This window comes from bacterium (assembly GCA_009926305.1).
Classification (GTDB): Bacteria; Bdellovibrionota_C; UBA2361; order UBA2361; family RFPC01; genus RFPC01.
Map to the genome: position 1 here is coordinate 39,694 of RFPC01000002.1, position 19,954 is coordinate 59,647.

General features: G+C 47.6%; 19 protein-coding genes. 6 read left to right on the forward strand and 13 right to left on the reverse strand.

Going from position 1 to position 19,954, the window contains the following annotated elements:
• Window positions 1–16: 16 nt before the first annotated feature.
• Window positions 17–586 carry a hypothetical protein gene (locus EBR25_00615; GenBank protein ID NBW39481.1) on the reverse strand — a complete coding sequence of 190 codons (570 nt, stop codon included), beginning with the start codon at window positions 584–586 and terminating at the stop codon, window positions 17–19.
• Between the two features lie 29 nt (window positions 587–615).
• A complete protein-coding gene (locus EBR25_00620) occupies window positions 616–2,172 on the reverse strand; it encodes a methylmalonyl-CoA mutase (GenBank protein NBW39482.1) in 1,557 nt (518 codons plus the stop codon).
• A gap of 317 nt (window positions 2,173–2,489) precedes the next feature.
• Here EBR25_00620 and EBR25_00625 point away from each other — a divergent pair, with 317 nt between their 5' ends.
• The 4 genes from EBR25_00625 to EBR25_00640 are packed head-to-tail and all read left to right on the forward strand — an operon-like array spanning window position 2,490 to window position 5,886.
• Window positions 2,490–4,055 (forward strand): acyl-CoA carboxylase subunit beta, encoded by a 1,566-nt coding sequence (locus EBR25_00625; protein NBW39483.1) that lies wholly within the window; start codon window positions 2,490–2,492, stop codon window positions 4,053–4,055.
• 20 nt (window positions 4,056–4,075) lie between these two features.
• Window positions 4,076–4,297, forward strand: coding sequence for a hypothetical protein (locus tag EBR25_00630; GenBank protein NBW39484.1), 222 nt, complete (start codon window positions 4,076–4,078; stop codon window positions 4,295–4,297).
• Entirely contained in the window at window positions 4,297–4,749 is a 453-nt protein-coding gene (locus EBR25_00635; GenBank protein NBW39485.1) for a biotin/lipoyl-binding protein, read from the forward strand. Before EBR25_00630 ends, EBR25_00635 begins: the two co-directional genes overlap by 1 nt.
• A gap of 45 nt (window positions 4,750–4,794) precedes the next feature.
• Window positions 4,795–5,886, forward strand: a complete 1,092-nt coding sequence (locus EBR25_00640) for a hypothetical protein (GenBank protein ID NBW39486.1) — start codon at window positions 4,795–4,797, stop codon at window positions 5,884–5,886.
• Between the two features lie 29 nt (window positions 5,887–5,915).
• Here EBR25_00640 and EBR25_00645 read toward each other — a convergent pair whose 3' ends face one another.
• Genes EBR25_00645 through EBR25_00655 form a run of 3 tightly spaced genes read right to left on the reverse strand, consistent with a single transcriptional unit; the run spans window position 5,916 to window position 8,205 of the window.
• Window positions 5,916–6,422 carry a DUF192 domain-containing protein gene (locus EBR25_00645; protein ID NBW39487.1) on the reverse strand — a complete coding sequence of 169 codons (507 nt, stop codon included), beginning with the start codon at window positions 6,420–6,422 and terminating at the stop codon, window positions 5,916–5,918.
• Between the two features lie 23 nt (window positions 6,423–6,445).
• Window positions 6,446–7,426, reverse strand: coding sequence for an electron transfer flavoprotein subunit alpha/FixB family protein (locus tag EBR25_00650; protein NBW39488.1), 981 nt, complete (start codon window positions 7,424–7,426; stop codon window positions 6,446–6,448).
• 29 nt (window positions 7,427–7,455) lie between these two features.
• Window positions 7,456–8,205 (reverse strand): electron transfer flavoprotein subunit beta/FixA family protein, encoded by a 750-nt coding sequence (locus tag EBR25_00655; GenBank protein ID NBW39489.1) that lies wholly within the window; start codon window positions 8,203–8,205, stop codon window positions 7,456–7,458.
• A gap of 266 nt (window positions 8,206–8,471) precedes the next feature.
• On the opposite strand from EBR25_00655, the gene EBR25_00660 reads away from it, so the two are divergent.
• Window positions 8,472–11,033, forward strand: a complete 2,562-nt coding sequence (locus tag EBR25_00660; protein ID NBW39490.1) for a pilus assembly protein — start codon at window positions 8,472–8,474, stop codon at window positions 11,031–11,033.
• Window positions 11,034–11,121: 88 nt separating this feature from the next.
• Here the strand turns inward: EBR25_00660 and EBR25_00665 are convergent, their stop codons facing one another.
• The 6 genes from EBR25_00665 to EBR25_00690 form a co-directional block, all read right to left on the reverse strand.
• Window positions 11,122–13,077 carry a ferrous iron transporter B gene (locus EBR25_00665; GenBank protein ID NBW39491.1) on the reverse strand — a complete coding sequence of 652 codons (1,956 nt, stop codon included), beginning with the start codon at window positions 13,075–13,077 and terminating at the stop codon, window positions 11,122–11,124.
• Window positions 13,074–13,328 (reverse strand): ferrous iron transport protein A, encoded by a 255-nt coding sequence (locus EBR25_00670; protein ID NBW39492.1) that lies wholly within the window; start codon window positions 13,326–13,328, stop codon window positions 13,074–13,076. The genes EBR25_00665 and EBR25_00670 overlap by 4 nt, the downstream gene beginning before the upstream one ends.
• A gap of 149 nt (window positions 13,329–13,477) precedes the next feature.
• Entirely contained in the window at window positions 13,478–14,974 is a 1,497-nt protein-coding gene (locus EBR25_00675) for a hypothetical protein (protein NBW39493.1), read from the reverse strand.
• Window positions 14,904–15,722: a DEAD/DEAH box helicase gene (locus tag EBR25_00680; protein ID NBW39494.1), complete on the reverse strand. Its 819-nt coding sequence runs from the start codon at window positions 15,720–15,722 to the stop codon at window positions 14,904–14,906. Before EBR25_00680 ends, EBR25_00675 begins: the two co-directional genes overlap by 71 nt.
• Before the next feature lie 12 nt (window positions 15,723–15,734).
• Entirely contained in the window at window positions 15,735–16,502 is a 768-nt protein-coding gene (locus EBR25_00685) for an ATP-binding cassette domain-containing protein (GenBank protein NBW39495.1), read from the reverse strand.
• A complete protein-coding gene (locus EBR25_00690; GenBank protein NBW39496.1) occupies window positions 16,496–18,028 on the reverse strand; it encodes a response regulator in 1,533 nt (510 codons plus the stop codon). Before EBR25_00690 ends, EBR25_00685 begins: the two co-directional genes overlap by 7 nt.
• Before the next feature lie 348 nt (window positions 18,029–18,376).
• On the opposite strand from EBR25_00690, the gene EBR25_00695 reads away from it, so the two are divergent.
• The gene (locus tag EBR25_00695; GenBank protein NBW39497.1) at window positions 18,377–18,811 is read left to right on the forward strand and encodes a cold shock domain-containing protein; all 435 of its coding nucleotides are present in this window, start codon (window positions 18,377–18,379) and stop codon (window positions 18,809–18,811) included.
• 122 nt (window positions 18,812–18,933) lie between these two features.
• On the opposite strand, the gene EBR25_00700 is transcribed toward EBR25_00695, so the two are convergent.
• Complete coding sequence (locus EBR25_00700; GenBank protein NBW39498.1) at window positions 18,934–19,350, reverse strand: nucleoside-diphosphate kinase; 417 nt, start codon at window positions 19,348–19,350, stop codon at window positions 18,934–18,936.
• A gap of 59 nt (window positions 19,351–19,409) precedes the next feature.
• The gene (locus tag EBR25_00705) at window positions 19,410–19,907 is read right to left on the reverse strand and encodes a pantetheine-phosphate adenylyltransferase (protein NBW39499.1); all 498 of its coding nucleotides are present in this window, start codon (window positions 19,905–19,907) and stop codon (window positions 19,410–19,412) included.
• Window positions 19,908–19,954: the final 47 nt, after the last annotated feature.

Consider the following 19,954-nt stretch of genomic DNA (forward strand, 5'->3'; position numbering starts at 1 on the left):
CCTACGACTTTAAAAACTATATCGTCAAAGCAGGTATAAGAAATAGATACACAACTGAGGCAACCGCAGAAAGAATACCGCACAGGAATGAAAGATATGCCAACCGTACATAGCGCAACTTTTCCTTTGCCAAATATTGACCTAAATCGTAGATCTCTCTTACCTGCACGCGATAAGCAAGCGCGTGGTCTTTCAGAACTCCTTCCCACGCTCTTTCAAACTCTTCATACGGTATGTTTATAAAGTTTCCAAAAAACAAAGAGCGCATAGCATCAAACGGCACTTCATGACTGAGACGTGTCGTCGTCTTACCAAATTTTTTGGGCATTACAGCGTAAACCGCGAACAAAACGGTAAACACTCCAGAGATAATAAGAGAAATGGCTATCATCTCAAGCTCTGGCTTTAGAAGCAGTGGTGCGCTCAGAGTAATAATCAGAGAGCTAATAGTTATCAGCATATTGGCCTTCGTATCAATCATCATACTAATTTGTTGATGATGAAGACGCGTCTGGCGAATAAGATGATCGAAGTGTGATCCAGGTTCTTTTACCTCAAACTGACGCATTGCTTCAGAGCCCTCCATCTCTTCCTCCGTTCGCTTTGTGCTGTTATTTAGCCTGCATAGACTCCATAGACTTCACGAAAAACATCGCTCATTTCACCAAGAGTTGAACCCACCCTTGCCGCTTTAATCAGGGCTGGCATTACATTTGATCCACTTTTTGCCACTCCTCGTAATTCCTCAAGCGAGGCCTTCACAGAATCTGTATCTCTTTTGTCTTTCGTTGTTTTTAGCTTTTCTCTCTGTCGAGTCTCTAGCGAAGAATCTACTTTCAGAATAGGCGTGGTCGATTCTTCTTTTTCCTCGATATACCCATTTACACCAACGATAATGCGGTCCTTATCCTCTATCTCACGTTGATACTGATAAGCCGCTTTCTCGATGGCTTCCTGTGGATAACCATCAAGAATCGCCTTTACCATACCCCCGAGTGATTCAATGCGCTCTAACTCCTCGTTCACGGCACTCTCAATTTGTCCAGTAAGCTCCTCGACCGCGAACGAGCCTCCGAATGGATCGATAAAAGACGGAATCCCTGACTCCTCTGCTATTATCTGCTGAGTTCTCAGCGCAAGGGTGGCACTTTCCTCCGTTGGCAGTCCCAGCGCCTCATCGTAGCTATTCGTATGAAGAGACTGAGTGCCACCAAGAACAGCAGCCATCGCCTGAATTGTGGTTCGAACGACATTATTCATCGGTTGTTGGGCAGTAAGGCTACTCCCCGCTGTCTGTGTATGGAATCTGAGCATCAATGAACGGCTATTCTTTGCACCGAAACGCTCTTTCATCAGCCTCGCCCAAATTCGTCGGGCAGCCCGAAATTTTGCAATTTCCTCAAGGAAATCATTGTGACAATTAAAGAAAAACGCCAACCGTTGGGCAAAATCATCCACCTTTAGACCGGCATTCAAGGCTGATTCGACATACGCAATTCCATTGGCAAAGGTGAAGGCGAGTTCTTGTATCGCGGTGCTTCCAGCTTCTCTAATATGATAGCCTGAGATGCTAATGGTATTCCATTGAGGTAAGTGCGACGCACAATATCCGAACATATCAGTAGTGATGCGAAGAGCTCCCTCTGGAGGATATATATAAGTTCCGCGCGCTATATACTCTTTGAGAATGTCATTCTGGGTTGTCCCCCTTAGCTCTCCTGACGTAACGCCCTGCTCTTCTGCAACCACAATCAGAAATGCCAGTAAAATAGCTGCCGTCGAGTTTATCGTCATTGAGACCGAGACATCTTTCAGGGGAATCTGGTCGAAAAGCTCACGCATATCTTCTAGCGTCGAAATCGAGACGCCAACCTTTCCGACCTCCCCCAAGGAGAGAGGGTGATCGGGGTCTCTTCCCATCTGAGTAGGAAGATCAAAAGCAACGCTCAGACCTGATGAACCTCTCTTCAGGAGTAGACGATACCGCTCATTAGTCTCACGAGCGGTTCCGAATCCGGCATATTGCCGCATAGTCCACAACCGACTCCTGTACATGGTGTCGTGTATGCCACGAGTGAACGGATATTCACCAGCTTTCTGTGAATCCTCGCCAAAATGAGCGGGAATTTCTAGGCCTGACTGAGTAAGGAACTTCTTCTTTCGCTCTTTCACTTCTTCGCTCCAGTTCCTATGGTATACCTCGGTTTTAAGGAAATTTGTAGCCGTTCTCTGATGGAAGCACCATACGACCGATCCCGGCAGCCCTATTTGAGTTACAAAAAGGGTCCTGTTGCAAGAGGGTCCTGTTTCAAGAGGGTCCTAGCAACAGAGGCGAGACGGGGTTATGATTTCTACCAGCGGAATGAGTCTCTATCTTGTACTCTAACTGTTTCCCTGGTGAAAGAGAGGAGTTTTCGTTTTAAACTCAAATCCGCTCGGGTACGGTGCCAGAGTGTGGGCTCGGCTAACATCAAGTAGGAACGTGTAGAATGACGAGAGAAACAGAATCCATCTCCCTTCAGGAGCTTCGCAGAAAGGAGGCCGAGGCACTTCAGGCTGGTGGCACGCAACGGATAGAGCGCCAACATCAGGCAGGAAAGCTGACTGCGCGAGAGCGCATAGATGCGCTTCTTGATCCTGGTTCCTTTCAAGAATTAGATCAATTCGTCACTCATCGGTGTGGCGCGTTTGGCTTAGACAAAAAGAAAGTGCTCGGTGACGGCGTAATTACGGGTTCGGGTAAAATCAACGGAAGGAATGTATTTCTTTATGCCCAGGATTTCACTGTATTCGGTGGCTCACTCGCTGGAGCACATGCAAAAAAGATTTGTAAAGTAATGGATCTTGCTGTCGAAAATGGGTGTCCGATCATTGGATTGAGCGACTCTGGCGGAGCTCGAATTCAAGAAGGGGTCGAGAGTCTCGCTGGATACGCTGATATTTTTTACCGAAACGTTCGCTGTTCGGGAGTAATCCCCCAAATTTCTGTGATCATGGGTCCCTGCGCTGGTGGTGCCGTATATTCTCCCGCAATCACCGACTTTATTTTCATGGTCGAAAACACGAGCCACATGTTCATTACTGGTCCAGAGGTTATCAAAACCGTGACGCATGAACAGGTTACGAAAGAAGCTCTTGGAGGAGCAAATACACACGCTGAGAAAAGTGGTGTTGCGCATTTTACCGCTCCGGACGAACAAGAATGCTTGGCGATGGTTACTGAGCTTTTTTCTTATCTGCCGCAAAATAACATTGATACAGCGCCGAGAGTGCCCTGTGATGATCCTCTTATTCGCGCCGAGACACGGTTAAATCAGATCGTTCCAGAGGATTCAAATAAGCCTTACGACATGCGAGAAGTTATTCATGCGGTGTCCGACAATGGAGTCTTTTTTGAAACTCAACCTTTGCACGCTGCTAATATTGTCACTGGGTTTGTTAGAATAGACGGGTATTCAATTGGTGTAGTGGCCAATCAACCGGCTGTTCTCGCAGGGTGTCTTGATATACAGGCAAGCGCGAAGGCAGCCCGATTTGTGCGCTTCTGTGATGCGTTTCATATCCCTCTACTGACCTTAGTTGACGTTCCAGGCTTTCTTCCAGGCGTTGCCCAGGAATATGGAGGAATAATAAAACATGGAGCAAAGCTTCTTTATGCCTTTGCTGAAGCTACAGTTCCAAAAGTGACTTTGATTACCCGAAAGGCGTACGGCGGTGCCTATGATGTAATGAGTTCAAAACACCTCCATGCTGATTTTAATTTCGCCTTCCCTACAGCCGAGGTGGCCGTAATGGGGGCTCAAGGAGCTGTTGAGATAATTTTTCGCCAGGAGCTTAGTGGATTATCCGATAAAGAATATGAAGAAAGGAAAGCTGGCCTGGTAGCTGAATATTCAGAAACATTTCTTAATCCATGGAAAGCAGCAGAGCTTGGTTTCATCGATAGAGTAATTGAGCCCGCACGTACTCGTGAAGAACTTGGAAGAGCCTTCCAGATCCTACGGAACAAGCGAGCTTCAGTCCCAACGCGAAAGCATGGAAATATTCCGTTGTAGTAACCGAAGTGAGAGTGAAGATGAAAACTTCCCCAGTTGAAAAATCAACGCCACCAACAAGCTGCGAAGAGCCACGTATTGAAGGCATCCGCTTCGTGGTCGACAAAAAAGCCTCGCCTCAATCCATCTCAGAAGAAGAGCTTGCTGCTATCGCTGTTCGCCTTTCTCTGCAAGAATCTGCGGATACCGAAAGTGAATGGGCGATATGTGGAAGAATTGAATCTATCGGGAGATATAAGTAGTGCCGAAAAAGTATCATGTCACCGTAAATGGAAATACGCATGAAGTCACTTACCTCAGAAGAGATGCAGAGGCCATCTACTTTTCTATTGGAGGAACAGAGTATGGAGTTGCCATTCATGCCGAGTCTCTTGGAGGTGTAAGAGTCACTGGGGACGGCTTATCTCCGGCAACTGGAGCAAAACGCTCCTCAAGTGGAGCACCTGCTCAGCTAGCATCAGCACAATCTCATAATCCGATGCATATAAACGCACCAATGCCAGGCCTTGTCGTTTCGGTTGCGGTCAAAGAGGGTGATTCAATCGATGCAGGTCAAGAAGTGCTCGTACTTGAGGCAATGAAGATGGAGAATGCGGTAGCAGCGAGTAGTAATGGAGTTGTAGAAAAGATTCATGTAAAGGCAGGCGACCAAGTCGAGTCTGGCTCGATATTGATTGAGCTGAAGAGCAGTTAAAAAACGAGTTGGCACTTCTTCTCCCTCAGCGTATACAATTAGGATATGTCCAAGAGTTCTTGTTTCCGACTGCTTCGTCTCTACAGCGTACCCTTCGGAATCCTCATAATATTAGCAGCTCTCTACTCATCCCTTGCTCCGCAACGAGTCATGGCAGAGTCACTAGCTCCTATCGATAGCGTTAGGAGGTTTTTCTGTGAACCGAGCAAGCGTCGGATTTATCGCTCTAAAGATGAGGTTAGCTACGAAAGGTTACGTCGGAAAAAAGCACGTGAGCGTATAAGAGCCCTGAGACAGAGAAGAAAGACTGCCTCAACCACAGCCTTACAGGAAAAACTCACGATTCGTATTCGAGGGATACGTCGTTGTCTCAGAGGAGATATTGAAACAGCATGTAGTGTGGTCGAAGAATCTACCGAAAGCTCATCCCAGAGAATCATAAACGGACAGATCTGTGATAAGCACGTGTCTCCTATCGTTCCCTTGGAACTCCTGAACAACTCCAGCATTGAGGGGATATGTTCGGGAACTATTATACAGAGCTCTCCACTGATAATACTCTCAGCTGCACATTGCTTGAGTCCATCATTGTCCACATCGGTAACATCAGTAAAGGCAACTGTTGGCAATGAGATTCATCTGTCATCTGAATTCTCTGCCCATCCTGACCATGTGCCAGGGAGTGTATCTTCGCTCGGCGACATCGGTATTATTCATTTCTCCTCATCAACTTCTATTCCTTCGATGAAGCCCCTCAGTCTTCAGCAAGCAATCGCAGTTCCAAATCGATATATCACGGCAGGATATGGCAATACTACTCCTGGTGTTCCTCCAACTGGCATTGATGGCGAGCTCCGAGCAACTGATATTAGAGTCGTTGATCAATTCGGTGCATCCGTCGTAGCGAATTCTACCGGAAAGACAGGCGGAATCTGCACAGGAGACTCTGGGGGCCCCCTACTTGTTCAGATGAATAGTGGAGAATGGCGAATTGCAGGGGTCTCGAGTTATCTTCTCTTCACAAACCCAAATAGCCAGCTTTGTGACACGGACAACACTAATGTGTATGCCTCTGTCACCTATGCGCCCCACCTCTCATTTATTCAAGAGTCCATTCCTAACTTCGGCCTTGATTAGGAGCGGCCTTATCCGACACCAAGCAGCTTTCAGACAGCCGGCGGTATTTCTCCATACAGTTTTACCTTGGTGCCTTTTTTAATCTGGAGTTTTTTAGCCTCACCTCCTAGAACCTCGATAACATACTGGCTCATTCCAGGAACACTACGTTGCTCTTCGGAAAAAGGGGTAGCATTTTCAACAACACCGAGGACCTCCCAATCTGCTGATACGAATATCATGTCGAGAGGAATATATGTATTCTTCATCCAGAAAGAATTTTGCCGAGCAGAAGGAAAGAGAAAAATCATTCCCCTTTTCTCTTCTAGACTCTTACGAAACATTAATCCTTTTTCTCTTTGTGATGGCGTATTTGCAATTTCGAGATAATATCTCTCTGATTCACTAGTTTCGGAGCTGAAGGTAACGGGCAGTAAGCTGGATTTCTCACGATAGCCAGCATACCAATACACACCACACGCTAGCAGCAGCAAACTGAGAGCTACGACAACGACTTGTGAGTATTGCTGCTTACGCCATTTTTCATTTGAAGGCATATTGAACCTCTTCTCGCCACTTTCTACCCAGCTTTTACACCTTTAATTTTCTCAGTCAGATCAGGAACCACTTCATAAAGGTCAGCGACAAGACCAAAGTCAGCTACTTCAAAGATTGGGGCTTCGGCATCTTTATTGATCGCTACAATAGTCTTGGAATCTTTCATCCCCGCCAGGTGCTGAATAGCTCCAGATATTCCGATTGCAATATAGAGGTTAGGAGCAACTATCTTTCCAGTTTGTCCAACTTGCCAGTCATTGGGCGCATAACCAGAATCTACCGCAGCTCGAGAAGCTCCAACCGCTGCCCCAAGAGCATCGGCCAAGGGATAAATATACTTCTCAAAATTCTCTGATGATTGCATCGCTCGTCCACCACTCACAACAACATCAGCTTCTGTAAGTTCTGGGCGATCTCCACCTGAGACTTCAAAGTTGATGACCTCTCCCGCTGCAGCCTCACTCTGAGAGAACTCGAGATCAACAACACTGCCGTCTGAACTTCCAGAGGGCTCTAAAGGAGCGAATGCGGAAACTCGAACGGTTACTAACTTCTTTTCAGAGAGAATCTCAACGTCTGCCAGCACATCACCGGCATACATTGGACGTTTAAGGGAACCATCTTCATTTACTCGGATGATATCAGAAGCTTGACCCGCCGATATTTGAGCTCCGACACGGGGCATAAAGTCTTTTCCCGTTGAAGTTGCTGCTGCAACTCCTACCACCGCACTCGCTTTCTCAAACGCATCAACAAAAGCTGCTTTATACGTAACCGCCTGATAGCTTTCGAGGCTGCCATCCTCCGAGAAATATGCATTGGTAGTTGAATATTGCAACAGAGACTGCGCAGCTTGCTGCGCACCCTTCCCGAGGGTGACGGTAGAAACAGAAGAAAGTCCCCACCGCTCTTTCAACTCATGAGCAGCCTGAAGCGCTACAAGCCCAGACTTCTGTACTACTCCTTCAACTTGCTCAACAAAAACAAGAACTGATCCACTCATTATCGCAACCTTTTTTTCTATCCTTTCGACTAAATTACTTTCGCTTCGTTTTGTAGTGCTGATACCAGTGCAGCAACATCTTCTACTTTTTTACCCGCAGAACGTGCTGGAGGTGGAGACATCCGCAAAACTTTGACCTGAATCTGCTCATCTACTCCTAAGTCGGCAAAGGTAAACTCATCCAGCGGTTTCTTCTTTGCTTTCATAATGCCAGGGAGGGATGCATACCGAGGTTCATTGAGTCTGAGATCGGTACTTATAACGCAAGGGGTAGAAACTTTAATGGTCTCTAATCCACCGTCTACTTCACGGGTAACCGCTACCGTCCCCTCACCGATCTCCACCTTTGAGGCAAAGCAGGCCTGCGGGAGTTCTAGCCGTTCAGCCAAGAGTTGAGCAGTCTGATTGGCGTCTGAGTCAATGGACTGCTTCCCCATAATGATGAGGCCGTATTCCCCTCTTTTATAGACCTCTGCCAGAACCAGAGAGGCAAGAGAAGAGTCGACAAATCCATCGTGCTTCACGAGAACACCCCTATCGGCTCCCATAGCCATGGCATAACGCAATTGAGTAGCGGAGTCCTCTGGTCCAATTCCGACGACTATGACCTCTTCGGCCGCACCAGAATCCCGAAGCTTAATCGCTTCTTCCACGGCGATCTCGTCAAATGGATTAACAATCCACTTAATGCCGTCCGTAACTATACCGTCTTGCTCGCTATTTACCTTGATTTTTGCTTCGTAGTCCGGAACTCGCTTCACCGGCACTAGGATTTTCATAAAAACTCCCTTGTATTGCTAGAAACTTAAGACATTCATCTCACATTTGGAGCCAGTTCTGCCAGACAGGTTTCGCTGGAGAGGTGAAAAAGTTCTTATTTTCAAACTACGTTTGTTTACGGCAATTTTCCCCTCAGATTTTTGGAAACTTCTTTTTACTGAGAGCGATATGTTGTTTATCGAGAACGAGTCCCCCACAAGGGGGCTGCCCTTCCGTTCGAGAAACACCAATCGAGATAAAAACCAGCTTTGTGGAGGCAAACCACATGCGAAATAAGGTACATACCACGATCCACGGCTATTCACTGCTTGAGGTTGCACTCAGTCTACCAATCCTCCTTGTTCTCATGATTGGTGCCTATGATGCAAATACCGCTTTTCATGGGTATACCGCGCTACGCGAAGGGGTTGAATCCGCGAACCGATGTACATGGACAACCGAAGGTGGTTGTACAACCTTCAGTACTTCAGAACCATCACCACCATATTTCAACTGGACAGCATTTGTTCCCTCCATGTCCGAATATTATGGATACCAATACCAGTACTACGGAACAGAGTACCATTTGCTTCGTCCCCAATTTGAAGTCGGAAACTATCAAGCGTATTCCTTGGGAACACGAAGCTTTGAGTACGCCTCCAACCTCCGCCGATTTGCTCAACTTCGTTTTCCAGCCGAAGGAATCAGACCGCGAATTTTTCAGTCCATCTCCCCTCACCTGAACATAGCCAGAATTCCGGGAGGACGCCCGCAAGTTTCTGCTACGTACATTGGCGGAGGTGGCAATTATTCAAATAATATTCCCTATACACTGAACGGTTCCCCCTCTCTTCAGTGGAATGGAGCACGCAACGGGACGGTATCGTTTACCCTCGGAGCTCCTTCTGGTCTCGATGAATGTCGAATCTCTGAAAACTTTGATGGAGCTGGTTCGCACACTCCCAGTACAGCCGACTGCTCCAGTAGCGCTGCATATCGTCCCAACCGCGGATTTGTCTCCCTTGTGGTATACGGAACAGATGCGAACTCTCAGACTGGCTCAAGTGGACAGATACAGATGCGCATCTCTGGTCCTGGGTTACAAGGGCAAGTGCCACTCGGTGCAAGGGCGTACGGTTACGGAGATGATGCCAGTTTCTGCCCCCGTGTTCCAAACCTCCCATCACCTAATGCTCCAGGAAGCTCAAGTTACGTCACCACTGATATCGCCACATGCGCTGAATCGATACCGGGAACCTATGCTGGATTTCGTAGATTGAGATTTGGTGAGACCTACACGCTACACTTCTCTCTCGTGGGTGTCACCGGCGGAGACCTACAATGGAGTTTTGACGGACTCGAACTGTTCCTTCCAAGAATATCAGGAGGATGGAATAACTGGCGAGAATGTGTTGGTGGCATACTCCCCAGCGATTATCACAATAGATCCGGTTGTACCGTTCCGAATGGAAGATTGGCTCCAGAAGTTCGATGGGTCAATCAGGCTTCTCAGCCGAACAACTCAACAGGCCAACAGTCCGTATTCACTCCGCCAGGAGCTGATACTCCAGCTGGCGAAGCAGCACATCCACTTGAACACCGATTCTCTGCGTCTGAAAAAGATACCATTACCTCGGCTCCATGTTCAGTCATCAGCACGTATCTTCCAAATACTTTTTGTGATGATTGGTATGAGATACCTTCAATCCCTATCTCTGGCATGATGACCCAAGCATGTTCTGAAAATCTTGGAACCGCTATACATGAGATAGAGGGAGGTTCACTTGAGGAGATAAATCTGGAACTCGCCTTTACGGAGTGCGGTCCGCCGGAAGAGAGTGTTCAGCTTTACACGGTAAGCGTTGGGCCTGAAGAAATTGACTACGAATTACAAACCCACCAATTTTCAAATATCCCCTCAATGATTTGGGAGCCTGCCACTTGCAATGATGCAGAACCACCCATTCCAGCAGAGGTCCTCCAGTATCCGCATCACTCCTACTCTGAGTCATCTTACGGCTACGGCCCACCATTTCACCTAGCCCCAACAATCGATCCTCGGATCATGATTACAACTCCCGCGTATTCATGCTCTCGTTCGGGAATTCCGTACACCGTTGCCACCGTCTTGTACGACGAACACACAACCTCTCAGAATTTTTTTCAAGAACTTCACTTTGAGCATGAGGTCGGTTGTGCTGAAGACGAATGGGGGCTGACCGTTAGAGCCAATGCGATAGATGCAGGGATGAATCCTCTCGCGTTTATGGAGGCGGGAAAGCTGACCCCAACATTTTCCGTCGGCAGCTCGGTTCAGGGAATTAAAGCGGCAGTCAGTGAGAGTATTTTTAATCAATATGCGACTGCAGAGTGTGAAATGGAGATGGTACCGGGTCAGCCCCTACAGCCAGTTGGCTCCCTAGAAGGCTCCTGCCAGAATCCGCTGCACACTCAACCAGCAACCCTTTGTGAAAATAGCGATGTGGTCTGCATAAGAGAGCTTGCCGGCTTTTGCGGAGCTCAGGGAGATGGTGTATCTCCCTCTGTATCACTCCTTGAGGCAGAGGCCCAACAACATTTCTTCAGCACACTAAAGCAGATTTATCCGGCGGCTCAATTCGGATGCACGGGGAGTAATTGCGCACAATTCGGAGCGCCGCAGGGCTATGACCCTAACAATCCCGGGACTCTCTCTCAGTGGGAAGGCACTCTTCAAGTCCCACTTCTTTCTGCAAGGCTCTTGAATTTTTTAATCCCTGAAGAGCATGACCTTTTCGGTGCCGGACGGCTTTCTTTCTCTTTGGGAGCAAAAAATGCACGGCGATTTGAAAGAGACTTAATAGACTGATGACATCTTCCACTGAGGTGTGATTAAGACCTGACTTTTTGAGCCTATGGTTTCGATTCACGAAGCCTTGCATACGGTGAAAAGCAGACTACGTTACCAGAAAACGTGTAATGTGAAATGCGGCATAGGCAGCGCCGTAAGCCAAAAGCGACATGTAGACAAACTGAAAAATTGGCCAGCGATATGAATTCGTTTCCTTTGCCGTCATCGCCTGTGTCGGCAAACACTGCATCGCTAAAACAAAAAAGACAAGGAGGCTAATAGCAGTTGGCAGGTTAAATAGGGGACTCCCGTCTTGCCTCTTCATGGAGCGCAGTGAAGAAATCAATCCTTCAGAGTCATCACTCTCTTCATTACCGATACCACTCATTACGGCAAGTGAAGATACGACAACTTCACGGGCAGCAAAGGACGTAAGAACTCCAACACTGATTCTCCAATCAAAACCAAGTGGTTCAAACACTGGCTCTATTCCCTTCCCTATTCTTCCTACATAAGAATACTCAAGCTCAGCTTGCTCAGTCCTTGGACCAGAATAATCTTCGGGAAGTTGTGGGAAGCTGGCAAGGCACCAGAGCACCAGAGAGATCGTTAAAATAATCGTTCCTGCTTGTCGTAAAAAAATCATCCCACGGTCAAATGCAAGCTTTGCGGCATCTCGCATGCTCGGCATCCGATATGGCGGCAACTCAATGGCAAGAGCTGTGGGCTTACCGGGCAGTATGGAGCACTGTAGGAGAAGTGACATACTCACTGCCGCCAGCGCACCAAGAGCATATCCACCGACAAACACGCTCGCTCCTCCAAGTGGATTACCGGCAAAAACCAGAGTTGCAATCATCAGATATACGGGCAACCGAGCTGAGCAAGTTAGCAGGGGTAAAATCAGAATCGTTCTCAACCTGTCTCGCTTATTCTCGATGAGGCGGGTAGACATAATCGCTGGAACGGCGCAGGCATGGGCGGCCAACATCGGAACGAACGCTTGTCCTGGAAGCCCAAATCTCCGCATAAGCTTATCCATCACAACGACTGCTCGAGAAAGATAGCCAGAATCTTCTAAAAGAGCGATTCCGAAAAAGAGCATACAAATCTGCGGAAGAAAAATGACTACGCCCCCAATGCCAGCAATTACTCCATCTGCAATGAAACTGCCTAAAAGACCTGTAGGAAATTGAATCTGTACCTGCTCAACAAGTAGTCCAATCATGGAATCTATCAAATCCATTGGATACACTGCGAGACTAAAGACCGAGAAAAACAAACCCGCCATGACAAGAAAAAATATGGGGAGACCAAGAAATGGGGCGGTTACTATCTTATCAAGCGCATCTGAACGTCTTGAGACTGATGCATGAAGATTCGGGACGGCTCTATCAACAACTGCATCAGCCCATCTACAGCGAGCGGTAACACGACACCCTGTGCATGATGAACAATGCGCGAGCGCAGGAGGGGCGCCCTCTAGCGACTTGCTGTCCTCTCCTAGAGCTCTCTCCACAACATCTACGAGCGCATCAATTCCTGTTCCGCGCCTCGCTGAAACTGGTACCACTTGTACTCCCAGCTCTTCTGATAAGACATCAAGATTAATTTCAATTCGCTTACGGCGTGCCTCATCAATCATATTAAGCGCGACAACAACAGGAATGTCCTGATTACGAAGCTCTCCAGCTAAGGGCAAGTGATGTGGCAACCGAGTGGCATCAAGTACAATCACCATCAGATCAGGCTTCGCTAATCTGGGATTTTCTCCGAGAATAGCCGAACGAGCTACGACTTGATCAAGACTCTCTCCCTCTAGCCCGTAGAGCCCTGGAAGATCTATTAATTCAAGAGGACCAGAAAGGAGCTCCAATCGAGCCCGACGGACTTCGACAGTTGTCCCTGGAAAGTTTGCGGTATGACCCCTGAGCCCTGTGAGGCGATTAAAAAGTGATGTCTTTCCAGCATTGGGTTGCCCAGCCAACACTACAGTTTTCGGACGCAGTGGGGCAGACACATGAGGCGGATCATCAGGGAGAATATCAAGCAATGCGCTCACTGGCGTATCTCCTCTTCACGCACGATATAGATCTTTGCGGCCAACCGTTCGTCGATCGCAATCCTTGCACCAGCAGTTGATATGATACACCCATGACCTTTTCGCATCAGCGTAATTCTTCTTCCCGGTGTTAATCCGAGCCGTAAGAGTCTTCCATTATCTTCTGGTTCCACTTCAAGTGTATCCACCACCCCTTCTTGACCGGGTGAAAGTTCAAGTAAACTGCAAGCAAGATGACACTGATCAGACATCTACATTCGTCCTAACACACAAATACTTAGGCAATAAAAGCGACTCTTTGGTATGCCAAGTAAGAGTAGCCCATCTATAAAGTGAAGCAAACACTGGAACCCAAAAAAGGGCGTTTATGTGAGCAGAAGGAATATACAAATCAATATTATTAGCTAGTTATCAAAGAATCACTTAATGGCGGACGAAGCAAAATTCCTCTTGCCTCATACGCAGTGCGCGCGAGGTCGGGATGACTCTCGCGCAGCCTCGAAAGTTGGTGGAGGTGGTCTGCGGTCTGAGTAATCAAACGAGCCGCATCACCTTCTGCAACACCTGCAAGCTTTAGGAGCGATGAAAAGCTCGACCAGTTCTCTGCATGCATCCAGGTGTGTACTGTCAACGCCCCATCAGGCAACACCTCAATCTCAGAAGCAGTAGTTGGTCCATTGTAAACGTGCTGCACTCGTTCGACGACGGTCTCTAAAGACTGAAACGCCTCTTTCGGAACCGGATTCGGTGCCAAAGAGAAATAATTTCTATGACCGTCACCAGCTATCGAACCAACAAGACATGCTAGCTCGTTCTCACTTCTCTCGAAAAAAAGTCCTTCCTCTATCGCCTCGGCAAGATGGAGAACAAGACTTGTACACAACTCGGCAGCCCAGAGTCCTTTTTCAGTCAAGCCCTGCTCATCAAGATGCCCGAGGTCACGAAGCCCTTTCAAGGAAAGCTCTAGCTGAATTTCTTGATATAACTCCAACCGTTCCGCATCTCGAACGGTACGTCGAATCCTCTTTTCAACTTTTTTCAGTTCTTTAACAGGGAGAGGATTTGCTTGCAGCTGTGACTGCATACTCTCTGACTCTCGACGAAGCTCCTTCGCTCTTTTTCTGTCGTAAAATCCAGCTAAGCTCCTCTCAACGGTATAACGCAAATCATCTACACTTCTAAATTTTAATAAATTCAGCACAGTCGCTGGGGCTGCAAAATATGCCGAGCGGAGTGGATCTGGAGGACGATGAGCTAATCCATGAATAACTCGTGCATCAGAAAACTGACCAGGCGCTACTAAACACACACCTACCGAATCCTTACCTCGACGACCAGCCCGCCCCGCCATCTGTTGAAACTCAGATGGACTAAAGTCTACAAAGCCCTCATTCCCCCGGCGACTATGCGCCGTTACGATTACTGAACGAGCAGGAAAGTCAACACCCGCTGCAACGGTTCCAGTCGCAACCATCAAACGAAGTAGCCCTCCAGACATTAACTCTTCAAGCAATAAACGCCACTGCAACAGTTGACCAGCATGATGAGCTCCTGCAGCTGTACGGAGGAGCGCTGGGTAGTGTGGATGTTCTTCTATAATCTCTCGCTCTATTCCATACTTTTCGATTACGGCATTACACTTCTGCTCAATACGTAGCCGGGCTTCACGCTCAACCAGCCCAACCTTTGAGCCATTCAATCGTTCAATATCTTCATCACACTGTTTCCGAGAGGACCGGAAAAGAATTGCAGGCAAAAGATCATCTGCATGTAGCTCAGAAAGTATCTGAGTAACGGGAAATCCCCTAAAAAAGTGAAAACGATTATCAACGCCGGCCACGACCTCGCCCTCCCTTCTTCCGAGCATTCGAGGAACGCCTCCCTGGTGACCGTCCATGACCACTAGACCGTCCTCTACTTCCTCGCTCCGAACGTTTTTCACCAGAGCTATAGAACTCGCGAACCTCCCTCAAGAGCCGACCCTTCTCGTCCTCAAGAGGGATAACTCCTAATTGTGGATGCAAAAAGCCATATCGCAACTCTACAGGCCGATCCTTTTCGACAATGACTTCACACGGCTTCCCTCGAACTTCAAGCAGCCATTCAGCTATCTCATTCGGATTCGAAATTGACGCTGAGAGCATCAACAGCGTTGAATCCTTCGGGGTGAGAATAATGCTCTCCTCCCAGACAGCCCCTCTTTGAGAGTCTGATATAAAGTGAACCTCATCGAGCACAACGAGTGAGTACCGAGCATGAACATGATACAGTTCATTGCGATAGATCTCAGTAGTAGCGATCACAACATCGGCATTGGTCTCTATTTTTCGATCCCCTGTGAGCAAACCGACAGAATACTGCGGCTCAAAAATTTTCCGTAACTCGTTAAATTTTGTATTCGAAAGGGCTTTTAACGGCGTCGTATACACAGCACGCAGTCCCATCCTTAAGCACGCCCGAATACTTTCAATAGCGATATAGGTCTTGCCAGCACCCGTAGGCGCCACGACCAGTGTGTCCTTGCTTTCGCTCACATTTGAGATAGCGAGCAATTGAAACGGATCCGCCTTGAATTCAGACGGCTCAGGCACCCCTATGCCCGATAGAAAATCCTCTCTCGCCTTCTTAATAAACGTATTTCTCATTTCTTCTCAAAACTAGGACAGATCAAATCGACAACTTACAAATCTTTTTACTTCCATACTCGCATCAGAGCGCAACTCTTGTAATGTCCCATCGAAAACAATTTGACCGTTAAACAGCGCTATAATTCGCGAACAGATCGGTAGCAAACGGCGTAGGTCATGGCTAACTAATATCATCGAGGTTCCAAGACTCTGATGCAATGACACAATAAGAGCCATTATCACACTACTCGCTACGGGATCTAATCCAGAGGTTGGATCATCCAGTAAAGCGACCTCAGGCTCATTCACCAGTGCTCGAGCAAGAGAAACCCTTCGTCTCATCCCACCACTCAGCTGAGCGGGATATTTATGTCCGTGCCTGAACAAACCGACCTTTTTCAAAATGGCCCCAACCTTCCCGGATAACATGATTTTCTCTTCCGTCTTCAGGGTGGAGCTCGGAACCCTTCCTTGCACCAAAGGAAAGGCAATATTATCGAGCACAGATACTGAGTCAAATAAGGCCCCTTCCTGAAACATGAAGCTGACACTCCCCTCGTCTGAAAGGTAGCGACGAACTTCACCCTCCGTTGGTTGCAAAACATTGGACAGCATCTTCAACAGTACACTTTTTCCGCCGCCGGAAGGCCCTATTAATCCGACGATCTCTCCCCGACACAACTTCAGATCGACTCCCGACAGAACTCGAAGCGATCCAAACTGTTGCAACAAACCACTGGCCTCTAACACAACCTCTGATGTCGATTCAGCACTATTTGACATCGTCTCCGTTAACATGAATCCCCGTCATCAAGCGCTTTGCATACGATCTGCGACAAATCCTCTACCGTAAACGGTTTCAACATGAAGTAGGTACTCGGTTCACTAAGAATTTTATCGACGGCCTCTTCTCGGCTATATCCACTCATAACTACAACAGGTAGCTTTGGTCTTAGACCTCTTAGCCGTTCAAACAACTCATCCCCTGATAAATGCGGCATTAACATGTCAAGCACTGCAAGATCATACTCATGAGAATGATCTTCGAGATATAGCAAGGCTTCCCTCGGGTCTGAAGTCTCATCAACTTCATATCCAAGATGTCTCAGGCTCATTGCTACGACGCTTCGCACAGAGTCCTCATCATCAACAACAAGAACACGCTGCGCATTCCCTCTTGCAATCTCCGGCGACTGACCGCGATCCTCACCATCGATGACTGAGGCTTCATTTTCATTGGGTTCGCGCAGAAAAATCCGTATTGCACTTCCTTCTCCCGGCTGACTCTCAATTTCGAGCATCCCCCCATACGACTCGGTTATAGCTACGACGGTGGAGAGTCCAAGCCCTGTTCCTCGGTCACCCTTGGTCGAAAAGTATGGTTCAAGCGCCTTCCTCTGCACCCTCTCACTCATTCCGATACCATCGTCTATAACCTCGAGAATGACATACTGGGCATTTCTCTCCTCAGGCTCCAAGTCCGGAATTGGTGGAATATCATCAGGCTCTGCCACTCTGACTCGAACCGCTACCTGCCCCCCATCTCCATGCTCAATAGCATCTCTTGCATTGACTACAAGGTTCACCAGTATTTGCGCTAGTTTTCCAGCTGCGCCTTGAACGAAAACCGCCGCCTCTGGAACATCTAAGGTAAGCTCAATACGAGATGTCAGAGCTCCTCGCAATAACGGAACGGTACTTAAGACAAGCTCTACGAGATCAGTTACGAGATTCTCGTTTTCTGTCTCATACTTGGAAAAGTCAAGGATCTGCTTCGTTAAGGTCGATGCCTTCTTTGATCCATTAGTAATTGCTTCCAGGCTCTCCTGATGAGCACCTTCCTCGGGCAAAATTGCCTTTAAAAAAGTAATGTGGCCAAGAATGCCTGCTAAAACATTATTAAAATCATGTGCTACGCTTCCCGCCAACATTCCCAATGTTTGCAGCCGTTGTTGATGAAAAAACTCATCGGCTTCATCTGCAATAGAACACCGAAGCAGAAAGATTTCCTTACCCAAGTGAACGCACTGCACATCCACTTCGATTGACTCACCATCAACAAAGAATTGCTCCTGGCGTTCTATCGGCTGCAAAGGAAACTCAGTAACTTGAGGCCATAACTCGACGAGCGGCGGACATTCAGCGCGTTGAGCCCCCTCATAAAATGATGTGAGAAACCCCTCAGAGAGCCCGAGGACTTGGCGGTTTCCATCGAGGAGCAGCAAAGGCTCCTGGACTGCTTCGCAAAGAGTGACGAGCGTTTGGACCGTACCCGAAGATTCAGCATCAACCGAACAGGACTGACCAGCAGATTTCTCAGACAAGATTTCCTCTCCCAAAAAGTGGCTGTATGACCGAGCACTTATTATTGTTCATGCTCCTCGTATCGAACACCACCCCCTCTTATCGTACTACCTGATTTCAAGCAGTTACGCTACTCACTATCACGGCGGGATAACTCTAAGCCTCAATTGATAAAAAAACAGGAAAAAATTAACCGCTATAACCACGTTATTTCAGGAGGTTACCCTTACTCTGGGGTGTACATCTCCAGTGCTTTGGAACCATTCGGACTCAGTGTGAATCTTAAACTCCGTACGTTGTAATCACATCGAAGTACGGAAAGAGGTTTTAACAGGACGTAAAGACAGTGGGTCACGGAGTTTAGAGGTATGAATACTACTACAGAACGAGGAACCGTTAAGTGGTTCAATGATGCTAAGGGTTTCGGTTTCATTAATCATAGCACAGGAGAAGATGTGTTTGTTCACTTCTCGGTCATCGAATCAGAAGGATTTAAAACACTGAAAGATGGTGAGATTGTTGAGTATGAACTCACTCAAGGCCCGAAGGGTCTAAACGCCACACGAGTGACTCGAGTTGTTCCACCTCAAGCCACGGCAAGTGCTTCAGCAGAATCTGTAGAGCCATCACTTGCCAGCCAGATTGAGGTTATCTCAATTAAGGAAGGACAGAAGGAAACTTCTATCTCTGAACTTGGAGATGAAGAGCTTGGCGATGAGACCGCTTCGACAGACTCAGTAAATCCGAGCCTAGTTGCTGTCGCTGCTGCTAAGAAAGCAAACGAGAACAATCTCCTCTCTTAGGGCCATGCAGAGCGGGTCGATGAGGACCGCTTGGTTACATGTCCATTCCTCTAATAAAAAAGCGCGGAAAGGCAGCCCTTTCCGCGCTTTTTTACATGAAGCCAATCTCTCCAACGAACGAACTACTCCGCTAGCTCAGGAAAGAAAAAGCTCACCTCGATTTTTGCGTTTTCAACGCTATCTGAACCATGGACTGCATTTGCCGAAATACTATCAGCAAAATCCGCTCGGATCGTGCCGGCATCGGCCTCCTGAGGATTCGTTGCACCCATTAACTTCCGATTTAATGCGACAGCCCCTTCGCCTTCAAGCACAGAGACGACAACCGGACCCGACACCATGTACTCCACGAGCTCTCCGTAAAAAGGTCGCTCCTTGTGTACCGCATAAAACTCTCCAGCTTGCGCCTCTGATAGGTGCATCATCCGCATGCCAGCAATCGTAAGTCCAGCTGACTCAAACCGCGATAGAATTTGCCCGATGACGTTCTTCTCAACGGCATCTGGTTTAATAATTGAAAGAGTTCGTTCAACAGCCATCTATATCTCCATCTTCGTTTCAGTAACGCCCCGTATCATAAGGACCTTTCCTGCTCTTGTCACCTATCCTTGAATTTTTTTGCCAGAGCCTCCTGCACAAATGGAGGAACTAACCCACTGACATCCCCACCATAGGGTGCTATCTGCTTGACGAGACTAGAACTTACATACGAATACCGCTCGCTGGTCATCAAGAAAAATGTCTCGATACTTGGTGATAATTGTCGGTTCATGAGAGCCATCTGTGCCTCATAATCAAAATCACTGGTCGCTCGAAGTCCTCGCAATATGACGTGCGTTCCCAGTTCTTCCACAAAATTGACCAATAATCCTGAAAAAGACTCAACCGATACGCGCCCAGGAAAATCAAGAACTCGCTCAATGAGAGAGACCCTCTCCTCTAAAGAAAAGAGCGTGTCCTTCTCAGGATTATGTAACACCGCAACTGTGATATGCTCAAAAATCTTTAGTCCTCGTGTCACGATATCAACATGCCCATTCGTGATCGGATCAAAAGAACCTGGAAAGATTGCTCTGTTTTCTCCAACTGGTGTCATCATGCTCCCCTCGTCAGCTCTATCCCCATATTCTCCATAACTTCCTC